The organism is Lysinibacillus sp. FSL W7-1291, from assembly GCF_038593415.1.
GTDB lineage: Bacteria > Bacillota > Bacilli > Bacillales_A > Planococcaceae > Lysinibacillus > Lysinibacillus fusiformis_D.
This window is the reverse complement of record NZ_CP151994.1, coordinates 3,960,001-3,977,618: the sequence shown is the minus strand read 5'-3', so window position 1 is coordinate 3,977,618 and position 17,618 is coordinate 3,960,001. Positions and strand designations below refer to the sequence as shown.

Annotated in this window: 16 protein-coding genes and 2 riboswitches (1 of these 18 running past the window's edge); of the genes, 14 read left to right on the top strand and 2 right to left on the bottom strand. The window is 37.7% G+C overall.

Translation table 11 applies throughout. From position 1 onward, the window contains the following. Positions 1-41: 41 nt before the first annotated feature. On the bottom strand, positions 42-1,340 hold the full coding sequence (locus NST76_RS19345; RefSeq protein ID WP_058845197.1) for an ammonium transporter: 1,299 nt from the start codon (positions 1,338-1,340) through the stop codon (positions 42-44). A gap of 15 nt (positions 1,341-1,355) precedes the next feature. Continuing rightward, positions 1,356-1,697, bottom strand: coding sequence for a P-II family nitrogen regulator (locus NST76_RS19340; RefSeq protein ID WP_036124574.1), 342 nt, complete (start codon positions 1,695-1,697; stop codon positions 1,356-1,358). Between the two features lie 312 nt (positions 1,698-2,009). Here NST76_RS19340 and NST76_RS19335 point away from each other — a divergent pair, with 312 nt between their 5' ends. The 14 genes from NST76_RS19335 to NST76_RS19270 all read left to right on the top strand — a co-directional run. Beyond that, positions 2,010-3,470 carry a nicotinate phosphoribosyltransferase gene (locus NST76_RS19335; RefSeq protein WP_082673778.1) on the top strand — a complete coding sequence of 487 codons (1,461 nt, stop codon included), beginning with the start codon at positions 2,010-2,012 and terminating at the stop codon, positions 3,468-3,470. 21 nt (positions 3,471-3,491) lie between these two features. After that, positions 3,492-4,316 (top strand): ammonia-dependent NAD(+) synthetase, encoded by an 825-nt coding sequence (gene nadE / locus NST76_RS19330; protein WP_271911045.1) that lies wholly within the window; start codon positions 3,492-3,494, stop codon positions 4,314-4,316. A 159-nt stretch (positions 4,317-4,475) separates the two neighbouring features. After that, positions 4,476-4,796, top strand: coding sequence for a hypothetical protein (locus tag NST76_RS19325; RefSeq protein ID WP_058845195.1), 321 nt, complete (start codon positions 4,476-4,478; stop codon positions 4,794-4,796). Positions 4,797-5,004: 208 nt separating this feature from the next. Then, entirely contained in the window at positions 5,005-5,652 is a 648-nt protein-coding gene (locus NST76_RS19320; RefSeq protein ID WP_058845194.1) for a hypothetical protein, read from the top strand. Positions 5,653-5,712: 60 nt separating this feature from the next. Further along, the gene (locus NST76_RS19315; RefSeq protein ID WP_089934285.1) at positions 5,713-6,984 is read left to right on the top strand and encodes a right-handed parallel beta-helix repeat-containing protein; all 1,272 of its coding nucleotides are present in this window, start codon (positions 5,713-5,715) and stop codon (positions 6,982-6,984) included. Next, positions 6,981-7,433 carry a nitrous oxide reductase accessory protein NosL gene (locus NST76_RS19310; protein ID WP_058845192.1) on the top strand — a complete coding sequence of 151 codons (453 nt, stop codon included), beginning with the start codon at positions 6,981-6,983 and terminating at the stop codon, positions 7,431-7,433. The genes NST76_RS19315 and NST76_RS19310 overlap by 4 nt, the downstream gene beginning before the upstream one ends. After that, on the top strand, positions 7,433-8,233 hold the full coding sequence (locus NST76_RS19305; RefSeq protein ID WP_342545309.1) for an ABC transporter permease subunit: 801 nt from the start codon (positions 7,433-7,435) through the stop codon (positions 8,231-8,233). The genes NST76_RS19310 and NST76_RS19305 overlap by 1 nt, the downstream gene beginning before the upstream one ends. Continuing rightward, complete coding sequence (locus NST76_RS19300; protein WP_342544349.1) at positions 8,230-8,910, top strand: ABC transporter ATP-binding protein; 681 nt, start codon at positions 8,230-8,232, stop codon at positions 8,908-8,910. The genes NST76_RS19305 and NST76_RS19300 overlap by 4 nt, the downstream gene beginning before the upstream one ends. A gap of 195 nt (positions 8,911-9,105) precedes the next feature. Further along, the gene (locus NST76_RS19295; protein WP_342544348.1) at positions 9,106-10,050 is read left to right on the top strand and encodes a MoxR family ATPase; all 945 of its coding nucleotides are present in this window, start codon (positions 9,106-9,108) and stop codon (positions 10,048-10,050) included. Next, positions 10,047-11,228 (top strand): DUF58 domain-containing protein, encoded by a 1,182-nt coding sequence (locus NST76_RS19290; protein WP_342544346.1) that lies wholly within the window; start codon positions 10,047-10,049, stop codon positions 11,226-11,228. The genes NST76_RS19295 and NST76_RS19290 overlap by 4 nt, the downstream gene beginning before the upstream one ends. Continuing rightward, a complete protein-coding gene (locus tag NST76_RS19285) occupies positions 11,225-13,408 on the top strand; it encodes a DUF4129 domain-containing transglutaminase family protein (RefSeq protein ID WP_342544343.1) in 2,184 nt (727 codons plus the stop codon). Before NST76_RS19290 ends, NST76_RS19285 begins: the two co-directional genes overlap by 4 nt. 32 nt (positions 13,409-13,440) lie before the next feature. Next, positions 13,441-13,542, top strand: a riboswitch (purine riboswitch). A 156-nt stretch (positions 13,543-13,698) separates the two neighbouring features. Continuing rightward, a complete protein-coding gene (gene guaA / locus NST76_RS19280; protein ID WP_036124553.1) occupies positions 13,699-15,252 on the top strand; it encodes a glutamine-hydrolyzing GMP synthase in 1,554 nt (517 codons plus the stop codon). Between the two features lie 186 nt (positions 15,253-15,438). Beyond that, a complete protein-coding gene (locus NST76_RS19275; RefSeq protein WP_101967016.1) occupies positions 15,439-16,107 on the top strand; it encodes an MOSC domain-containing protein in 669 nt (222 codons plus the stop codon). Positions 16,108-16,324: 217 nt separating this feature from the next. Next, positions 16,325-16,426: riboswitch (purine riboswitch) on the top strand. A gap of 126 nt (positions 16,427-16,552) precedes the next feature. Then, positions 16,553-17,618: the 5' portion of an NCS2 family permease gene (locus NST76_RS19270; protein WP_036124549.1), read on the top strand. 236 nt of this gene lie beyond the right edge of the window; the window shows 1,066 of its 1,302 coding nt (coding positions 1-1,066); its start codon is at positions 16,553-16,555; the stop codon falls past the right edge of the window.

The window sequence follows — 17,618 nt, the reverse complement described above, 5'->3', positions numbered from 1 at the left end:
TGCCCCATCATCTAGAGATACAGGAGCAGATTTTCCACTAGCTATACATGTTGTTCTTCTTGGACATTGCTTTGTGATTTACCGAAATGTGTTAAGCGATGAGCAAAGGTTTCTCCTCGTACAGCAGAGCTTTTGAAAATGTCTTGGAATTCGTAAGCAGGAGCGCCATGTTCCATTACATCTAAACCAGCAATCTCTTCTTCAGCTGTTACACGTAATGGGATAAATGCTTTGATAATCAATAAGCCTGCTGACACAGATACGCTAACCCAGGCAACTGTTGCGATGACACCGATTGCTTGAATCCCTAGTAGACCAAAACCACCGCCATACAATAAGCCTTGACCACCAATGTCAAATAAACCAACTGCCAATGTTCCCCAAATACCACAAATACCATGAACCGCAATCGCTCCAACAGGATCATCTACTTTTAGCTTCCATTCAAGGAAACGTACACCTTCTACAAGTAATGGCGCGGCGATTAAGCCGATGATGAGGGAGCCCATGATACTGACATTCGCAGCACCAGCCGTAATCCCTACAAGCCCGGCTAATGCACCGTTTAATGTAAGGGAGCCATCAATATGACCGTAACGGAATTTCGTATAGAAAGCGGTAGCAACTACACCAGCAGCTGCTGCAAAGAATGTATTGGAAATAACACTAGGAACAAGTTCAGGATCGGCAGCTAACGTTGAAGCTCCATTAAAGCCAAACCAACCAAACCAAAGTAAAAATACGCCTAAAGCTCCTAATGGGATACTGTGTCCTGTAATTACATTTACTCGACCATTTTCATATTTACCAAGTCGAGGTCCAACCATAACAGCTGCGACAAATGCTGCGACAGCCCCCGTTAAGTGAACAACTGTAGAGCCGGCAAAATCAACAAAGCCTAGATCTGTTAACCAGCCTTGCCCACTCCAAACCCAGTGACCAACAACAGGATAAACAACTAAAGACATAAGTATAATGACGCCGATATAAGCAAAAATATTAGTACGTTCTGCGACAGCGCCAGACAAAATCGTTGCTCCAGTTGCAGCAAACATTGTTTGGAAGATAAAGAAGGAAAGATCATCTACTCCTTTTAAAGCAAAGCCGCTAGTGCCGAAAATACCACCTACTGTGTCGCCGAACATAATGGCGTAACCACATAAAAAATAGACAATGCCACCAAGGGAAATCGTTAGGAAATTCTTCATGATGATATTGACGGCATTTTTCGAGCGGGTAAATCCAGCCTCGACCATAGCAAAACCAGCGTGCATAAAGAATACTAAAATAGTACCAAGCATCACCCAAATTAAATTAACCGATAATAATACTGCATCCATCTACATCTTCCCCCTTTACTCTACTGCAATCGATCCGACTTCTTTTGTTCGGATACGAATTGCTTGTTCTACTGGATAAATGAAAATCTTTCCGTCCCCGACCTTGCCAGTTGCTGCTTCACGCAATAAAATCTCTACGATGGCATCGATTTTCCCATCGTCCACAATCATTTCCAATTTCAATTTAGGTAAAAATTCAATTTCATACGTATTGCCGCGAAAGAGTCCTGTTCTACCTAACTGACGACCACAGCCGGCAATTTCAGAGACGCTTAAACCTGCAATTCCTTCCTTTGCAAGTCCGTCCCGAACGGCCCCAAAAACTTCAGGACGAATGATTGCTTCAATTTTTTTCATGTGTACCAGCTCCTTGCGTAAATTTAATTTACATGTTAAAGCGGAATAAAAATCAATGCAATTGTTTTTTTAGAATGCATGTTACATTACCTTACATCTTATATTTCTATTCTCGAAATAGTTTGCAGAAAATGTTTTTATAAAAGGAATGAAAGCGGTACTAAAAAATGTGTCTAAAATGTGAACAGTTCTAAATTTTCTGACTATTTATGTTAGAAAACCTAACATCAAATAGAAGATATGTAAAACGCAAGAATTTGGGTATATAGTGTATACTAGGACTAATTATCAAAGCGGAAGAAGGGGTTTCTTTTGAGATCAAACTATGCAGATGATAGCTTAGCGCTACACACAGACTTATATCAAATTAATATGGCAGAATCCTACTGGGCGGATGGCATACATAATAAAAAAGCAGTTTTTGAATTATATTTTAGGAAATTACCTTTTGGTAATGGCTATGCCATATTTGCTGGGTTAGAGCGAATGCTTGATTATCTACGTGATTTTCATTTTAGCGAATCCGATATTACCTATTTACGTGAGGAAGTGGGCTACAAGGAGGACTTTATCGAGTACTTGAAAAATATTCGATTCACAGGGGATATGTATTCTATGGTAGAAGGGGAGCTTGTTTTTGCCAATGAACCGATTGTTCGAATTGAAGCTCCATTAGTAGAAGCGCAGCTTATTGAAACGGCATTGCTTAATATTGTTAATTACCAAACATTAATTGCCACAAAGGCAAGCCGTATTAAACAAATTACTAAAAATGAAGTGGCGATGGAATTTGGGACAAGGCGTGCACAGGAAATGGATGCAGCTATTTGGGGAACTCGTGCTGCGTTTATAGGGGGCTTTGCTTCTACTAGTAATGTTCGTGCAGGTAAACTTTTTAATATTCCTGTCTCTGGTACACACGCACATGCGTTAGTACAAGCTTATAAAAATGATTATGATGCATTCCATGCTTATGCTAAACGTCATCGTGATTGTGTTTTTTTAGTAGATACTTACAATACATTGAAATCAGGTGTGCCAACTGCTATTAAAGTAGCTAAAGAGCTAGGAGACAAAATTAACTTTATTGGCATACGTTTAGATAGCGGTGATATCGCGTTTTTATCAAAAGAAGCTCGTCGTATGTTGGATGCTGCAGGCTTCCAGGATGCCAAAATCATTGTCTCGAATGATTTAGATGAATACACAATCTTAAATTTAAAATCTCAAGGTGCAAAAGTAGATGTTTGGGGAATCGGTACAAAACTTATTACAGCTTACGATCAGCCTGCATTAGGTGCAGTTTATAAAATGGTGGCTATCGAAAATAGCGAAGGGCAACTTGAAGATACAATCAAAATTTCGGCTAATGCGGAAAAGGTATCAACGCCAGGATTAAAAAATGTCTATCGTATTATCGATAAAAAAAATGGGAAGGCAGAGGGCGATTATATTACGATGCAAGAAGAAAACCCTCAAGCTGAGGAACGCATAAAAATGTTCCATCCAATCCATACATTTGTATCAAAGTTTGTCACAAATTTTGAAGCAAAAAATTTACATCAGCATGTCATTAAAAATGGAGTAATCAATTATCAAAATCCTACTTTGGTGGAAATGCGTGATTATGCTGCGGAAAATTTAGAATTGCTGTGGGATGAATATAAACGTGCGATGAATCCTGAAGAGTATCCGGTCGATCTCAGCCAAAAATGCTGGGATAATAAGATGCGTAATATTGAAGAAGTGCACAATATGGTTAAGCGAATGTAAATAAGAGGAGTGACGGGTACAATGACTTTACAACAACAAATTATTGAAGAATTACGTGTATTGCCTACTATTAATGTACAGGAAGAAATACGTAAATCCATTGATTTTTTAAAGGAATATGCACAACACTATAGCTTTGTAAAAGGATTCGTTCTTGGTATTTCTGGTGGTCAAGATTCGACGTTAACAGGAAAACTAGCACAGTTGGCAATTGATGAACTAAATGCAGAGGCTGGGGAAATGAAGTATTCTTTTTTGGCTGTACGTTTACCATATGGCGTGCAGGCTGATGAACAAGATTGTCAGGATGCCATTGATTATATAAAACCAACGAAAATTTACACTGTGAATATAAAAAATGCTGTAGATGCTAGTGTGTTGGCTTTAGCAAATGCAGGCGTTGAGCTGAATGATTTTGTGAAAGGGAATGAAAAAGCTCGTGAGCGTATGAAGGTGCAATATTCAATTGCCGCGATGAATGGGGCAGTTGTGTTAGGAACGGATCATGCTGCGGAGGCTATTACGGGGTTTTATACAAAATTTGGTGATGGTGGAGCGGACTTAATGCCGATTTTTCGTCTAAATAAACGACAAGGTAAGCAACTGTTAGCAGAACTTAAATGTCCTGAGCATCTTTATAAAAAGGTGCCAACAGCGGATTTAGAGGAGAATCGTCCATCATTGCCAGACGAAGTGGCACTTGGTGTATCATATGATCAAATTGATGATTATTTAGAGGGAAAAGAAATTCCTGAAGAACCACGCCGAATCTTAGAAGGATATTATTTGCGTTCTCAACATAAACGTCATATGCCAATTACGATATTTGATGATTTTTGGAAGTAAGATGAGTGAAAAGAGTTATGAAAAAGTGAACTTCGCTTTTGAAAATAGCTCTTTTCTCTCTTTTTTTATGCCATTTGGTTCTATGTTGTTAATTATCAGCATATAATGTCGATATAATTACCTATAAGGATAATAAAATGTAGGGGAGGGTAACTTTTTATGAGGACTTCTAGAGTGAGTGCAACGACAAGCAGTGTTTTTCGGCAAGAAAATCAGTATTTGCATGCTGGGGATATTAGCCATAACTTTGGGCAAAATCCACAAAAACTATTTAAAAATAGTTTGCAAAAAAATAAAGAGAAGAAGCACAGTTCAATAAATGCACCAAATCAACAGCAGCAACATCAACATACAGCGCCTATTCATATGGATAGTGCTAGTGATTTACAAATTCGTCGGGAATTAAATGAAACTGCGTTAAAGCTAAGCCGTTTAAGCAAACAAAAGAAGCGACTCAATAGTTACCGTTCTTCCATATAAATAACGAGCTCTCCACATGCATAGTGTGGGGAGTTTTTATATAAGAGTGGAAAAAGAATTGCTCTAAATTCAAAATATTTGAAGTGAAGATGTTCATTGAATGTTCAAGATAATTTTTCCAATTCTTCACTCCGATTTTTAACTAATTTCACAACTAATCTGTAATGTAGAGTATAGCAACAGAAAACTAAATTTGGAGGAAATAGTTGTGAAAAAATTATGGTTACCTGCACTAATATTATTATTTGTACTTGCAGCATGTGGCAGTGAAAAAGCCCAAGTGAAAGAGAAGGAAACGGAGCAAGAGGCTACGAAAAATGAAACAGCAACATTGAAAGAAGATTCTGTCCAGGTTGCTTCGCTAGTAGACCCACGGTTACAAGAGCCAAAGGAAGATACAGTTTGTGAAATGTGTAATATGAAGGTTTACATGAAAGATCACGAGATGGGAGTATTTTCAACACAAGCTATAAAAGAAGATGGGTCCATTGCTTTTTATGACGATATTGGCTGTTTGTTGAACGCGGAGGTTGCCAATGAAGAAAAAAATGAAAAATTTGTCCGTGATTTTGTGACAAAGGATTGGGCAAAGGTTGAAGATGTAACTATTGTGAAAACAGAGCTGAAATCTCCAATGAACTGGGGCTATATTTATTTTGTGAACAAGGCTGAAGCAGATAAATATATCCAAGAAAATTCGAAAGCTTACGTTGAAGATCTACAAAAAATTAAAGATGATGCATTGGAGAGACGTAAGAAGAAAATGATGCAAAAAAAGGCTGAGGAAGAAAATGGCGAATCTGGTTCCATGCATTCGAATGAAATGAATCATGAACAAGAGGGACACAGTCATTAAAGCGTTAGACTAGGGGGCATTCCTCTAGTCTTTTCATGCTGAATGGGGAGGTGAAGAGTGATGAAACAAATCAGTTTTTTCTTTTTGTTTTTTCTATTTACAAGTCAAACGGCATATGCGGAATTTGATATTCAATTTGCTATTGATCAAGCGAAAACTGGAGAGATTATTCATATTCCTGCTGGTCGTTACCAAGGGAATTTTACGGTGAAGAAACCAATTATACTACGCGGAGAAGAGGGGGTTGAGTTGTATTCTTTAAATAATAACCCTGCACTAAAAATTGAACATGTAGCTAATGTCTCTGTAGAAAATATAATGATAAGTGCAAAAAACAAAGGCATTGTAGCCAATGAGGCAGAGAATCTAGAGTTGAGAGAGATAGAGGTAAAAGATGTTCAAGTAGGTATCCATATTCAACGTTCAAAGCATGTTCGAATTTTAGAAAATAGGATTATTGGTAATCAGTCACATTATGCTGAAAAAGGCAATGGGATTGCTGTGTTTAAAAGCGAGGACATTGCCATCGAACAAAATACTATTGAACAAGTGCAAGATGGTATATACGTAGAAGAAGTGAAGCAAATTGATGTTCAACGAAACAAGGTGACGAATAGCCGTTACGGAACACACTTTATGTATTCGAGTGGTGTGGAGGTGCTTTTCAATACGTATTCACATAATGTTACAGGTCTAATGGTCATGATGACTACTGACTTAGAAATAGCTAATAATACAGTCAGTAGCCATAACGATTTCAATAGCTATGGTCTTTTAATGTATGACACTCAGCAAGCAATGATAAGAAAAAATAGCTTTCATAATAATCGAGTAGGTGTAGCATTGCAAAAAAGTTCAGACATTCAAATACAAGAAAATCGCTTTCGAATGAATCAGACCGCATTAGAAGGTACAAAGGTAGAGGATGACTCAATCATAAATGATAATCAGTTTACGGGAAATATATTAACGGCAAGATCAGACCACCAAGGTTTGCGTCTCATTGGCAATTTTTATGATGATTATACTGGGATAGATGTTGCGGGCGATGGTTTCGGGGATGTTCCCTACGTAGCTGTATCGAGCTTTGGACAGTGGATGGTGAGACAACCAGTTTATCAATTTTTTGTAGCATCACCAAGCGTCATGATCTTGACGTCACTAGATCAGCAAATTAATAAAACAGAACAAAATCTACTCGTAGATAATGAACCAAAATTACTTAGCGATATGAGAAAGACGGAGTTTTCGATAAATATCATACAATTGTTAATTGGTCTAGTGGTATCTATGTGTGGTTTATGGTTTTGGAAAAGAGGGATGCGAATATGACTAGATGGATAACTATTTTGATTTTATGCAGTGCACTATTGGTAGGATGTAGCGATAAAACATATAAACCACGTGAGATTATCAGTGAAACAGATGTTTGTGAAATTTGTAATATGAGTATTGTTCATAATGAATATGCTGGACAGATTGTTTTGAAAAATGGAGACTATGAGATTTTTGATGATATTGGGTGTCTGATGGAATATCTTGAGCTAAATGGTGAGGATGAAGTTGGCGCAGCCTATATTAAAAATAAGGCAAACAATGAATGGATTGACATTTATAAAGCGACATTTGTATACAACAAAGAGTATTGGACTCCGATGAACTATGGAGTTCTAGCATTTGCGACAAAAGATGAAGCGCAAAAATGGATGACTAATGAAGGAGATGGTCAACTATTGGCTTATCAGGATTTGCTAACGTTTAATTGGGGGATACATGAGTGATGTTTGTGAAAATAGAGCTGAAGCAAATTTTAAGAAGTCGTTGGATGCAACTAGTAGCCTTTCTTTTTACATTTGTTTTTGTAGCAATTATTGTCATTCAACAAATGGCTTTACCTGATATCGAGGGTTTTACACGTCAAACAGCATCATTTTTAAATGTATTATTGTTTCTATTACCATTATTTATTGTAAGCATTGGAAGTATGAGTATAGCTGGTGATATAGAATCTGGTTGGTATTCGTTACTAAAAACCTATCCGATGAAACGACGACAATATATTATAGGCAAATATGTAGCAACATCACTTGCCTTTTTACTGGTTGTGTTAGTGGCATTTGGTGTTGTCTTAGCATTAGGTGGTTTTTTAGGCGGCGTACGATTACCGTTTGTTTTAGTTATCCTTACGCTATTAAGTATCTTTATTTTTGTCTCAATAGGTATTGCACTGGGGGCATTTGCCCAAACAAGGTTATTTGCACTAGCATTATCACTTGTTGTATGGTCCTTTTTTTTATTGCTTATATCTTATGCTTTAATGGCTCTAGGTGCAGTTGTAGCTGGTCATGTTTTACAAAAGCTTACCATCATAACGATACATATAAATCCTGTGGAATGGCTGCGCTTTGGTTATTTTATATTCAGCAATCAAGCTAGTGTGCTTGGTCCAGCGTTTTATGGAGTAACGAAGTTTTATTTGTCGCCATTGGGTCACGTGGTATATGGGATTGTGACGACTTGTTGGATTGTTTTGCCGCTTATGCTTGCTACGAAGTTATTAAAGGAGGACCAGCAACGATGATTCTTTTAGAAGCGAAAAATGTAGCTAATGTCTATGATAATGATAGAGGTTTAAAAGAAGCAACCTTTACATTGTATTCAGGTCGAATTTTAGCGCTGGTTGGAGGCAATGGAGCAGGAAAGAGTACGTTGATTCGACTATTAACGGGGCAAGAAAAGCAAAAATCTGGGGAAATGATATGGCATAAACCACAGGCAATTCGTTATATGCCTGACGATGTAGATTTCCCTACTATGCTAACTGCCGCTGAAATTTTAGAGTTGTTGGCATCTTTAAAACAAGTAGATAAATATGAACAAGAACACATTTTGAAGCGCGTTTCCTTGTGGGACGTTCGCGGGCAACAGGCTAAACAGTTTTCTAAGGGAATGCTACAACGATTAAATCTTGCGCAAAGCTTACTTGGCAGCGGTTCTTTGTTAATCTTAGATGAACCGACTAATGGCCTTGACCCATTTTGGATAGCGCAGCTGAAAAAAATGATGTTGGAGGAAAAGGAGAAAGGGAATACGGTCATATTTTCTACACACTTGCTGTCTTTTGCTGAAGAAATAGCAGATGATATATTAGTTTTACATGAAGGGAAAATTATTGTTTCTGGGACGATAACTGATATTTTTTTACAAGAAGATGCTACATCATTGGAAGAAATATGGTTAAAAAGAATAAAATTGTAACATTCTATTACAGAATGACGTTATATAATAAGGACTAGGCTTGTTTGATAACATTCAAACAAGTCTTCTTTATGAGGATCAATAGTATGTAGCGGTTTCAGATAATTGTTTTAGAAGACAGATTTCGCTATGCTTAGGATAAGTTATCGTGCAATTCACACAATTGCCTGATGGAATAGGAGGCTTTTTTGATTTATGAATTCTCAAATACAGGATGTTTTAGAAAATATAGAAAAAGTAATGATTGGTAAAAGAGAGGTTGCTGAGCTTAGTCTTGTCGCATTATTAGCGAGAGGGCATGTCTTGTTAGAGGATGTACCTGGAGTAGGAAAGACGATGATGGTACGAGCGCTTGCGAAATCCTTTGACGCTCAGTTTAAACGCATTCAATTTACGCCAGATTTATTGCCTTCAGATGTAGTTGGTATATCTATTTATAATCCAAAAACAATGGAGTTTGAATTTCGCCCAGGACCAATTATGGGGGATGTTGTATTAGCAGACGAAATAAACCGTACGTCGCCAAAAACACAATCTGCCTTATTAGAGGGCATGGAGGAGGCATCTGTCACAATTGACGGAAAAACACTGCTAATTAACCAGCCATTTTTTGTTATGGCCACACAAAATCCGATTGAACATGAGGGTACCTATCCTTTACCAGAGGCACAACTGGATCGCTTTTTATTGAAGATAAAAATGGGTTACCCATCTAGAGGGCAGGAAGTAGAAATTTTGCGAAGAGCTGAAAATGGTAAACCAATTGAAAAAATCGAATCAGTGTTATCTGTAACGCAATTAATTGAATTGCAGGAGCTTGTTCAGGGCGTGTATGTGGAAGATTCAGTTAAAAATTATATGGTGGAGCTTGCTGCCCAAACAAGGGAAAATAGCTATGTTTATTTAGGGGTGAGTCCGCGGGCAACATTAGCGCTAATGAAAGCTTCTCAAGCTTATGCATTTATGAAAGGGCGCAGCTATGTGACACCCGATGATGTTCAATATCTTGTGCCATTTGTCTTTAACCATCGTTTAGTTTTAAAACCAGATGCACGCTACGATAACGTAGCCGCAGACGAAATAATCAAGCGCATTATTGCGAGTACACCTGTTCCGACTAAAAGGTTTGCAGAACAATGAAGAAATGGAAAGGCTTTTTAGAAAAAAGCAAACATTTTTTATTGATTACCTTTTTGATGGTCGTAACATTTAGTTACGCTATGTTCCAAGGAGGATTCGTCAGCTGGTTTGTATTTTTTACGGTTAGTCCATTTTTAGTGTACGCACTCTTGTTCTTTGTAGTGAGAGAAGATATTTTACTTGTAGAGCGTAAAATTGAACCAAATCATATAGAACGAGGGCAATCGGCAAAGGTGTTTATTACGATAGAAAGAAGAACACGTTTCCCATTTGCCTATATCATGATGGAGGAACTTGTAGATAGTGAAGGGTTAGTACAGGCTAAAATAGAAAATTCAAATGCCATTAAGTTTGTTGGCTTTAGGAAAAAATTTAGCTGGCATTATGACTTGGAAAAGATGCCTCGTGGAGAGCATCGCTACTTAGGGGTTACAATGGTTTTCTATGATTTCTTTGGCTGGGCAAAAAAGCCTGTCATAGCAGAAAAGGAACAAACTATTTTAGTTTATCCGAGAATCAGGGAGATGAAATACGCTACCCTTCAAACGAAATATGATGTTGGCTCTATGATGTCACCCTATTCCATTGTAAAGGACACATCTATGGCTGTTGGGTTAAGAGAGTATGTTCCAGGAGATCGCTTTTCATGGATTCATTGGAAATCATTTGCGAGAACGCAAACCTTACAATCGAAGGAGTTTGAGGATCGACAATCTTCAGAGTTATTGCTCGTATTAGACGCTAAAAAATCTCCAATGTTTGAAGAAAAAGTGGAGTTAGTAGCATCCATGCTACAGATGATTGTTCAAGAACGAGGAGATTTATCTTTTATTTCCGCTGAAGAAATGACGAAAGTATTCCCGGTTATACAAGGTGAAAAGCAATTAGATCAGATTATGTATCATTTAGCTGCTATAAAGCCTACAGAGAATGTCAAATTCAGATTTTATGATCAGCAATCTTTTAAGCAAGTTGCAACATTGCTTTATGTGACAAGTGATGTATCAGAAGAATTACTACATACTCTTGCGAATTTAGTGAAAAGCTGTATTTGTTTTGTAGTGGCAAAACAGCCACCTGTGCAATCTGAGCTTATGATGCGTTATAAACATATTCAAATCGTTTATGTAGATCCAACAGATTTTTATCATTTATTCACGGAGGTGATGAAACCGTGAAACGACCATTAGGGGAATTTATAGAATTAACCATTGCGTATATTATTATATTCTTCATTTTGCGTGAATGGCTTATTCCTATTATGCAATTAACGAATACTGGCGGGATGCATCTCTTCCTTGTGTTTATTGGTTTATCCCTAGCGTTAAGTTTATGCCGAGTACACCCAATATTATCTGGATTAGTGAAGTTAGGCTATATTACTTGGCTTATTGTCTTCACTTATAGTACAAGCCCCGTTTTTTCAGGAGAAACTTTACCGTTTTTATTGTCTGAATGGACAGGGAATATGACCTCCATACTATCGGGGGATTTTGGACAAGTATCAAATGCCTTTAGGACAGTGCTATTTCTTGTATTAATTTGGATGCTTGTTTATTTAATTCACCATTGGGTTTCAGTGCGGAAAAATATATTTTACTTTTTTGCTATGACTGTCTTCTTTATTGCCACATTAGATACGTTTAGTGATTATGATGGTAAAGCGGCTATTGTAAAAGTTATTGTACTTGGATTAATTATGACAGGAGTACTCTTTGTTAAACGTCTATGGCTTCAAGTTGAGACAACGGGTACTATACTGGAGAAATGGAAAATTGTCATTCCGATGCTTGTCTCAGTATTGCTTGTTAGCTCTGTCGCATTCTTTTTACCAAAGACAGGACCAACATGGGCAGATCCTGTGCCATTTATCCAAGGAATTACTGGCCAAGCTGGAAGCGGAACTGGGGAAAAATCAGTTGGCTATGGCCAAGATGATAGTCAGCTCGGAGGCCCATTCCAAGGGGATAATACATTAATTTTCACGGCTTCTTCTCGTGATCGGCATTATTGGCGTATTGAAACAAAAGATACGTATACATCAAAAGGCTGGATTATTTCGGATGGAAACTTTGGCAAAAATGTCTATGAAACAAATACACCCATTCATACTTCTTTACAAGTAGGATTACCAGAAAATGAGCGACAAATTCAATTAGATATTGCTGTTCCAATGCCATTTTTGATTCAAACTTATGGTTTATTATCTGTTTCAGCTCAAGACGCCACTTTATTTATTCAGGATGAGCAGACTGAAAAAATGACGATAGAGCAGCAGGCGGGTGAATCAAAATCGTTATCAAACTACTCATTGTCTTATAGTGAACCAGTTTATAGTATGGAGCAGCTTCAATTGTCATATCCTACTACACTTGAAACATTAGATCCTTCATATAATCGTTTTCTACAATTACCAAACCAGCTGCCTCAGCGTGTAAGAGATTTAGCTTCTGATATAACGAAAGGTAAAGCTACGATATACGATCAAATTAAAGCTGTGGAAAGTTACTTTAGAACCAATGGCTTTAGATACGATAAAAATGAAGCGGCAATTCCTGCTGAAAATCAAGATTATGTCGATCAATTTTTATTCGATACTAAAGTAGGCTATTGTGATAATTTCTCCACTTCAATGGTTGTGCTTTTACGTACACTAGGCATACCAGCAAGATGGGTTAAAGGCTTTGCACCTGGCACAGTAGGACCGATAACAGACGGACTGCGCGAATATCGAATCACGAATGACAATGCGCACTCTTGGGTGGAAGCATATATACCTGGCACGGGTTGGATGGAGTTTGAACCTACCATCGGCTTTACAGGTAATGTGAATATTGATTATGATATACCACTAGATACAGCTGATCAGGAAGAGGTATTGCAGCCAGAAAAAAAACCAGAGCAGCCCCAACCACAAGAAAAGGTATCTGAAAAGGAACAGTCTCCATCAACATTTAATTTAGATGCAGTATGGACATGGCTGAAAAAATTCACTTATGTGTGGATTGCCATCGTGGTTTTACTGATCATTATTAGTATTACGTTATACTTACAACGTAAAACATGGATTCCTAAGATGCATGTGCGTGTATATCGCAAAAAGGTAGCGGATTGGTCAAACTTCGATTCTTCTTACCATGTATTGCTGAAGCAATTATCCCGTATTGGATTGCGTAGAAGAGATGGGGAAACATTGCGTGCGTTCGCTGAGCGAGTAGATGCTGCGCTAGAGACAGATGAAATGCAAAAGCTGACAGAAGTATATGAACAACATGTTTATGGAAAAGATAAGGAAGAAGTCGATTTTAGAGAGCTGAAAGAAAGTTGGGAATATTTAATCAATCGCACTATCAGTTGATTTTAATGTGTACAAAGAGTAAAATGAAAAAAATTAAATGCAAGGATTGCTTTCATATAAGTTCGATAATAGGGTTCGGATGTTTCTACGAAATCACCTTAAATGATTTCTCTATGAAGGCGGATGTTTTCGTTAGGTGAAAAGTATAGTAAATCACTTTACTTTGCTACGCATTCGCCTTTATCACTATTCTAGAGCTTATGAACGCGTAGAAAGTTTTTTTACTTTCTTCGCGTTTTTCTTTGAACAAATGAAAATATCCTTTAAAAATAGTAGAAGAGGTGGAAATTTTGACAGCTAGCCCTTTATTAAAAGAGCAAGAAAAAATCGTTGTACTGGACTTCGGTAGCCAATTTAACCAGTTAATTACGCGTCGTATCCGTGAATTTGGTGTTTTCAGTGAATTGCACCCACATACGGTAACTGCGGAAGAAATTAAAGATATGAACGCAACGGGTATTATTTTTTCAGGTGGCCCAAACTCTGTTTATGATGAAAATGCTTTCCATGTGGATCCAGCTATTTTTGAATTAGGTTTACCAATATTAGGTATTTGCTATGGGATGCAATTAATGGCACATACAAATGGCGGTAAAGTTGAAGGTGCTGAAACGCGTGAATATGGTAAAGCGGAAATCAAAGTCACTACTTCAAATAAGTTATTTGGAGACTTACCAACTGAGCAAATCGTGTGGATGAGCCATGGTGACCATGTAACAGAAGTTCCAGCTGGATTTGAAGTAATTGCTACAAGTGCATCTTGTCCGATTGCTGCAATGGCAGATGTAGAACGCAAATTATATGCTGTACAATTCCATCCAGAAGTACGTCACTCTGTTTATGGTAATGACTTACTACGTCAATTCGTATTCGATATTTGTGAGGCAAAAGGCGACTGGTCAATGGCTAACTTCATTGAGCTTGAAATCGCAAAAATTCGTGAAATAGTTGGCGATAAAAAAGTATTATGTGCTCTTTCTGGCGGTGTAGATTCATCAGTTGTAGCAGTTTTAATTCATAAAGCAATCGGCGATCAATTGACTTGTATGTTCGTAGACCACAACTTAAACCGTAAAGGTGAAGTTGAACAAGTAATGAAAACATTCACAGAAGACTTTGATATGAATCTTATTAAAATTGATGCTCGCAAACGTTTCATGGACAAACTTGCAGGTGTATCAGATCCGGAGAAAAAACGTAAAATTATCGGTAATGAATTTATTTACGTATTTGATGAAGAGGCATCGAAGCTTGAAGGTATGGATTTCTTAGCACAAGGTACTCTATACACAGATATCATTGAATCTGGTACTTCAACGGCGCAAACAATCAAATCACACCATAATGTTGGTGGTCTTCCAGAAGATATGCAATTCCAATTAATCGAGCCACTGAAAACGTTATTTAAAGATGAAGTTCGTGCGCTAGGTTTAGAACTTGGTCTTGATGAAAAAATCGTTTGGCGTCAACCATTCCCAGGTCCTGGATTAGGTATTCGTGTACTTGGTGAAGTTACAGAAGAAAAATTAGAAATCGTTCGCGAAGCAGATTTCATTTTACGTGAAGAAATCGCAAATGCTGGTCTTGACCGTGACATCTGGCAATACTTCACGGTATTACCTGATATCCGTTCAGTTGGTGTAATGGGCGATGCACGTACGTATGATTACGCAATCGGTATCCGTGCTGTAACATCTATCGACGGCATGACTTCTGACTGGGCACGTATCCCTTGGGACGTACTAGAGAAAATCTCTGTCCGCATGGTAAACGAAGTAAAACACGTGAACCGCGTGCTGTATGATATTACATCTAAGCCACCAGCAACGATTGAGTGGGAATAACAGTAACTGCCCTAAAAGCCTTGAGAGGTTTTTAGGGTTTTTTGATTTGATCATTTTTAGTCTATTCATAGATTGTATAATTCGAATTATATCAAGGTTAAAGCAGTAATTGCTGGTAAAGTGCTGTATGTAGTAAACTAAATGAATGCAAAAGAATTGTACTATTCAGATTAGGGGGGGATTTAAATGGAGAAAAATAGGCCAATAATTCACACACTTGCTGTTGGAATGCCGAAAGAATTGCTTGATAGTAAAGGACGTTCGATGATTACAGGAATTGAAAAGCAACAAATGCAAGAGGTTTATTTGTCATCGCGTGGCTTCGAAGGGGATGATGTGGCAGATAAAAAACATCATGGTGGCCCAGACCGTGCAGTTTGTTTATACCCTGCAGAGCATTACATACAATGGGAACATGAACTTGGAAAACCGTTGCCTACTGCTGCATTTGGTGAAAATTTAACAGTAACGAATATGTTAGAAGCGGATGTTTGTATTGGGGATATTTATAAAATAGGTAATGCCGTCATACAAATCACACAAGGACGTATTCCATGTAGTACGATTGATAGATATACTGAGGCAACCACATTACTTAAACGTTTAATTGAAACAGGTTATACAGGTTATCTTGCACGCGTACTGGAGGAGGGGTCAATTTGTGCAGATTCAACAATAGAAGTTGTGGAAAAGCATCCTGCGCGTATCACAGTTTTGTACGGCAATGAAGTGTACTTTAAAAATAAAGATGCGATAGCTATGAAACAAATACAAGCAGTGGATGCATTAGCGGAAGATTGGAAAGAAAAACTAGAAAAAAGGATTCAAATCTTACAAAGTAAGGTGATGAATTAAGTCATAACGTTCAAGGGACGATCCTCTAGAATTCGAAAGAGTTCCAGGGGGTTTTTGCTTTTTATTGATTACAGAAATGTTCAGTACTACGTTTATTTAGCGGTGAATTATTTGAATATGAACATTAAATAAGAATTTTACACGAACTTTCGTATTTATTTTTGTAAAAATGTTCGGAAATGGGGTTGAAATCTAAAAAGTGAAATGATATATTACGAATGTAAATTAAATACGTCGTCGTATAATGTCGGGAATAAGGCCCGTGAGTTTCTACCAAGTTACCGTAAATAACTTGACTACGATTTGGGTTTATCTATGTATAAACACTAATTTATTTCACACACTATGGTGATGAAATATATCGTAGACATGCGACTAGTAGAGTAGTCAGCGTGTCTTTTTTGTTTTCGATATTGAAGACGACCATACGGAGGATTTTTTGATAATGAAAAAATATTTCATGTTCGATGAATTAGGAACTAATTATCGCCGAGAAATAATTGGTGGTATTACAACCTTCCTTGCAATGGCATATATTCTAGCTGTTAATCCAAGTATTCTAGAAAATGCAGGGATGGATAAAGGTGCTGTTTTCGTAGCAACAGCATTAGCAGCAGCAGTCGGTTCTTTGATTATGGGGATTTTCGCTAAGTTCCCAATTTCACTTGCTCCTGGGATGGGATTAAATGCATTCTTCGCATTTACTGTAGTCGGAGCTTATGGTATTCCATGGCAAACTGGTTTAACAGGTGTATTCTTTTCTGGAATTATCTTTATCATTTTATCTTTAACGGGTATTCGTGAAACTGTTATTAACGCCATTCCAGTACAACTTAAATATGCTGTTTCAGCAGGTATTGGTTTATTTATCACATTCGTAGGTTTACAAGGTGCAGGGATTATAGTTGATAGTCCAGCGACATTAGTAACTTTAGGAACTTTTACTGGAGCTACATTACTAGCAGTATTCGGAATCATTCTTTCTGTTATTCTTATCATTAAATTCCGTAGTATTGGTATTTTCTTAGGGATGGTCATTACTGCGGTTATTGGGATGATCACAGGTATCATTGATCCTCCAACAGCAGTTGTTTCGGCTATTCCAAGTGTAGACTCTACATTTATGGTAGCATTGGAACCACTTGGTGACATTGGAACGTTATTTAACGTGAAGTTTTTAGTAGTAGTGTTAACATTCCTGTTTGTAGATTTCTTTGATACAGCAGGCACTTTAATGGCTGTAGCGACACAGGCTGGCTTAGTAAAAGATAATAAATTACCACGTGCAGGGCGTGCCTTAATGGCGGATGCGCTAGCAACGACAATCGGTTCTTTATTTGGTACATCAACAACAACAGCGTATGTAGAGTCAACTTCTGGGGTAGCAGCGGGTGCACGCTCAGGGTTCTCGGCAGTCGTAACTGCAGTACTATTCTTAGTAGCTTTATTCTTCTCACCATTACTAGCTGTTGTAACGCCAGCAGTAACTGCACCAGCTCTAGTAATCGTAG

Bases quoted from the DNA above. Each gene is read 5' to 3' on its own strand.
- NST76_RS19300 (WP_342544349.1), top strand. From the start codon at position 8,230: ATGATTCTTTTAGAAGCGAAAAATGTAGCTAATGTCTATGATAATGAT.
- NST76_RS19295 (WP_342544348.1), top strand. From the start codon at position 9,106: ATGAATTCTCAAATACAGGATGTTTTAGAAAATATAGAAAAAGTAATG.
- NST76_RS19305 (WP_342545309.1), top strand. From the start codon at position 7,433: ATGTTTGTGAAAATAGAGCTGAAGCAAATTTTAAGAAGTCGTTGGATG.
- NST76_RS19290 (WP_342544346.1), top strand. From the start codon at position 10,047: ATGAAGAAATGGAAAGGCTTTTTAGAAAAAAGCAAACATTTTTTATTG.
- NST76_RS19345 (WP_058845197.1), bottom strand. From the start codon at position 1,340: ATGGATGCAGTATTATTATCGGTTAATTTAATTTGGGTGATGCTTGGT.
- NST76_RS19315 (WP_089934285.1), top strand. From the start codon at position 5,713: ATGAAACAAATCAGTTTTTTCTTTTTGTTTTTTCTATTTACAAGTCAA.
- NST76_RS19325 (WP_058845195.1), top strand. From the start codon at position 4,476: ATGAGGACTTCTAGAGTGAGTGCAACGACAAGCAGTGTTTTTCGGCAA.
- NST76_RS19275 (WP_101967016.1), top strand. From the start codon at position 15,439: ATGGAGAAAAATAGGCCAATAATTCACACACTTGCTGTTGGAATGCCG.
- NST76_RS19310 (WP_058845192.1), top strand. From the start codon at position 6,981: ATGACTAGATGGATAACTATTTTGATTTTATGCAGTGCACTATTGGTA.
- nadE (WP_271911045.1), top strand. From the start codon at position 3,492: ATGACTTTACAACAACAAATTATTGAAGAATTACGTGTATTGCCTACT.
- NST76_RS19340 (WP_036124574.1), bottom strand. From the start codon at position 1,697: ATGAAAAAAATTGAAGCAATCATTCGTCCTGAAGTTTTTGGGGCCGTT.